The following is a 2,666-nucleotide window of genomic DNA, read 5'->3' as shown; positions in this document are numbered from 1 at the left end:
ATAGTAATAAAAATGCACCTTGTGCCGAAATTTGCAACACTTTTGTAGTAGGTGACTTATTAGATTTTAATGCAGTTTATAATTTTGGTAAATCTGTAGATTTGTTAACGATAGAGATTGAAAATGTAAATTTAGACGCCTTAGATCAATTGGAAGATGAAGGGTTAACCATTTATCCTAAACCTAAAGATTTACGTATCATTCAAAGTAAAGCAAGACAAAAGAATTTTTATGTAGATCATCAAATACCTACTGCAGATTTTTCTCATTATGCTTATTTGGAGGAGTTAAAGCATTCTTACGAAAACAATATCATTGATTTTCCTTTTGTATGGAAAGCAGCACGTTTTGGTTATGATGGTAATGGAGTTAAAATCGTAAGAAATATTAACGATTTACAAAGTCTGCCAAATGTGGAGTGTATTACAGAAAAATTAATTCCTTTTCAAAACGAATTGGCAGTAATTGTGGCTAGAAATGCTGATGGTGAAACCACTACATATCCTGTTGTAGAAATGGAGTTTCATCCAGAAGCGAATCAAGTAGAATATGTAATTTGCCCAGCAAGAATTGATAATGAGGTAGCTGATAAAGCAAGAGTAACCGCATTAAAAGTAGTCAATGAATTAGATTTCGTAGGTTTATTAGCAGTTGAAATGTTTCAAACGAAAGACAATAAAATTTTAGTGAATGAAGTAGCTCCAAGACCACATAATTCTGGGCACTATTCTATAGAAGCAAGTTATACCAATCAATTTGAGCAGCATTTACGCTCTATTTTAAATCTACCATTAGGTAATACAGACAGCAAAGTTGCAGGGATTATGGTAAACTTAGTGGGTGCAGAAGGTTTTTCTGGTGATGTAGTTTATGAAAATTTAAATGATATTTTAAAAATTGATGGAGTAACACCACATATTTATGGTAAAAAAGAAACACGTCCTTTTCGTAAAATGGGACATGTTACTATTGTAAATACTGATATTGATAAAGCAAGAAAAATTGCGCAAGAAGTAAAAGAAACGATAAGGGTAATTGCAAAGTAATTACCCCAAAGCTGAACTTGTTTCAGCTTCTAGAAATAAAAATAACAGACCCTAAAACCAGTTCAGGGTAAATCAAAGATTTATGGTAGGAATAATAATGGGAAGCGATTCAGATCTTCCAATAATGCAAGAAGCAATCGATATTTTAGAAGGGATGGATATTCAAATTGAGGTAGATATTGTATCCGCTCATAGAACTCCTGAAAAATTAGTAGACTATTCTAAAAATGCACATTTACGTGGTATAAAAGTAATCATTGCAGGTGCAGGTGGTGCAGCGCATTTACCAGGAATGGTAGCAAGTATGAGTCCCTTGCCTGTAATTGGAGTTCCTGTAAAAAGCAGAAATTCTATTGATGGTTGGGATTCTGTGTTATCGATTTTACAAATGCCAGGAGGTGTGCCAGTGGCAACAGTGGCTTTAGATGGAGCAAAAAATGCAGGAATTTTAGCAGCTCAAATTATTGGAGCATCAGATAAATGTGTATTAGATAAAATTATTGCTTACAAAGAAGGCTTAAAGCTAAAGGTTGAAAAAGCTGCTGAAAGGGTTAGAAAGTAATAATACATTTTTAATAATTACACTTTTAAATAAATAAACTATTACACATTTTTCAAAATGAATCCACTTTTACAAGATTTTAATACAGCTCCGTTTTCTAAAATTAAAAATGAAGATTATAAACCCGCAATTAAAGAAGCAATAGCCATTGCAAAACAAGAAATTGATGCAATTGTAAAAAATACAGAAGCCCCAACATTCCAAAATACTACAGTTGCTTTAGATTTTACAGGAGAAAAATTAAACAGAATCACCTCAATTTTTTTTAATTTAAATTCTGCAGAAACTAATGAAACAATTCAAAAAATAGCACAAGAAATTTCGCCTTGGTTAAGCGAATTTAGAAACGATATCACGCTAAATGAAGGTTTGTTTAAAAGAGTAAAATCTGTTTTTGATTTAAAAGAAACTTTAGATTTAACAACAGAACAAAGCACTTTATTAGATAAACAATACAAAGGTTTTACAAGAAATGGAGCCAATTTAAACGAAAACGATAAAACAAAACTTCGTGAAATTGATACGAAACTCTCTAAACTATCTTTGCAATTCGGAGAAAACGTTTTAGCAGAAACCAACGCTTTTGAGTTGCATTTAACGAATGAAGAAGATGTTTCTGGATTACCAGAAAGTGTAAAAGAAGCTGCAAGTCAACAAGCAAAAGAACAAGATAAAGAAGGTTATATCTTTACCTTACAATACCCAAGTTATATTCCGTTTTTAACCTATGCAGATAATAGAGAATTGCGTAAAAAAATGGCAATCGCTGCTGGTAAAAAAGGGTTTCAAGACAATAAATACAATAATGAAAAAATTGTTTTAGAGATTGTAAACTTGCGTCATCAAAGAGCAAAATTATTGGGCTACAAAACCCATGCACATTTTGTTTTGGAAGAGAGAATGGCAGAATCTCCAGAAAAAGTAATTGAATTTTCAAATAATTTGTTGGCCAAAGCAAAACCTGCAGCAAAAAAAGAATTTGAAAATTTAGAAAAATACGCTAAAAAATTAGACGGAATTGACCAACTTCAAAAATGGGATGGTGCATATTATTCAGA

The 2,666-nt window shown here is 31.8% G+C and carries 3 protein-coding genes; all 3 read left to right on the top strand.

Annotated elements, in window-relative coordinates; translation table 11 throughout:
- Positions 1 to 1,046, top strand: a 1,046-nt coding sequence (locus ACTG3V_RS15330; protein WP_439133047.1) for a 5-(carboxyamino)imidazole ribonucleotide synthase, incomplete at its 5' end; no start/stop codon positions are given.
- An 82-nt stretch (positions 1,047 to 1,128) separates the two neighbouring features.
- Positions 1,129 to 1,608: a 5-(carboxyamino)imidazole ribonucleotide mutase gene (purE, locus tag ACTG3V_RS15325; protein WP_439133046.1), complete on the top strand. Its 480-nt coding sequence runs from the start codon at positions 1,129 to 1,131 to the stop codon at positions 1,606 to 1,608.
- A 57-nt stretch (positions 1,609 to 1,665) separates the two neighbouring features.
- On the top strand, positions 1,666 to 2,666 hold a 1,001-nt coding region (locus ACTG3V_RS15320; RefSeq protein WP_439133045.1), incomplete at its 3' end, for a M3 family metallopeptidase.

The sequence above is a fragment of the Polaribacter sp. genome, from assembly GCF_965660385.1.
In the GTDB taxonomy this organism is placed as follows: Bacteria; Bacteroidota; Bacteroidia; order Flavobacteriales; family Flavobacteriaceae; genus Polaribacter.
Note: the sequence above shows the minus strand (reverse complement) of the source record. Positions and strands in the feature narration are given on the sequence as shown.

Excerpts from the sequence above, each read along its gene's own strand:
- purE (WP_439133046.1), top strand. The coding sequence starts at position 1,129 with ATGGTAGGAATAATAATGGGAAGCGATTCAGATCTTCCAATAATGCAA.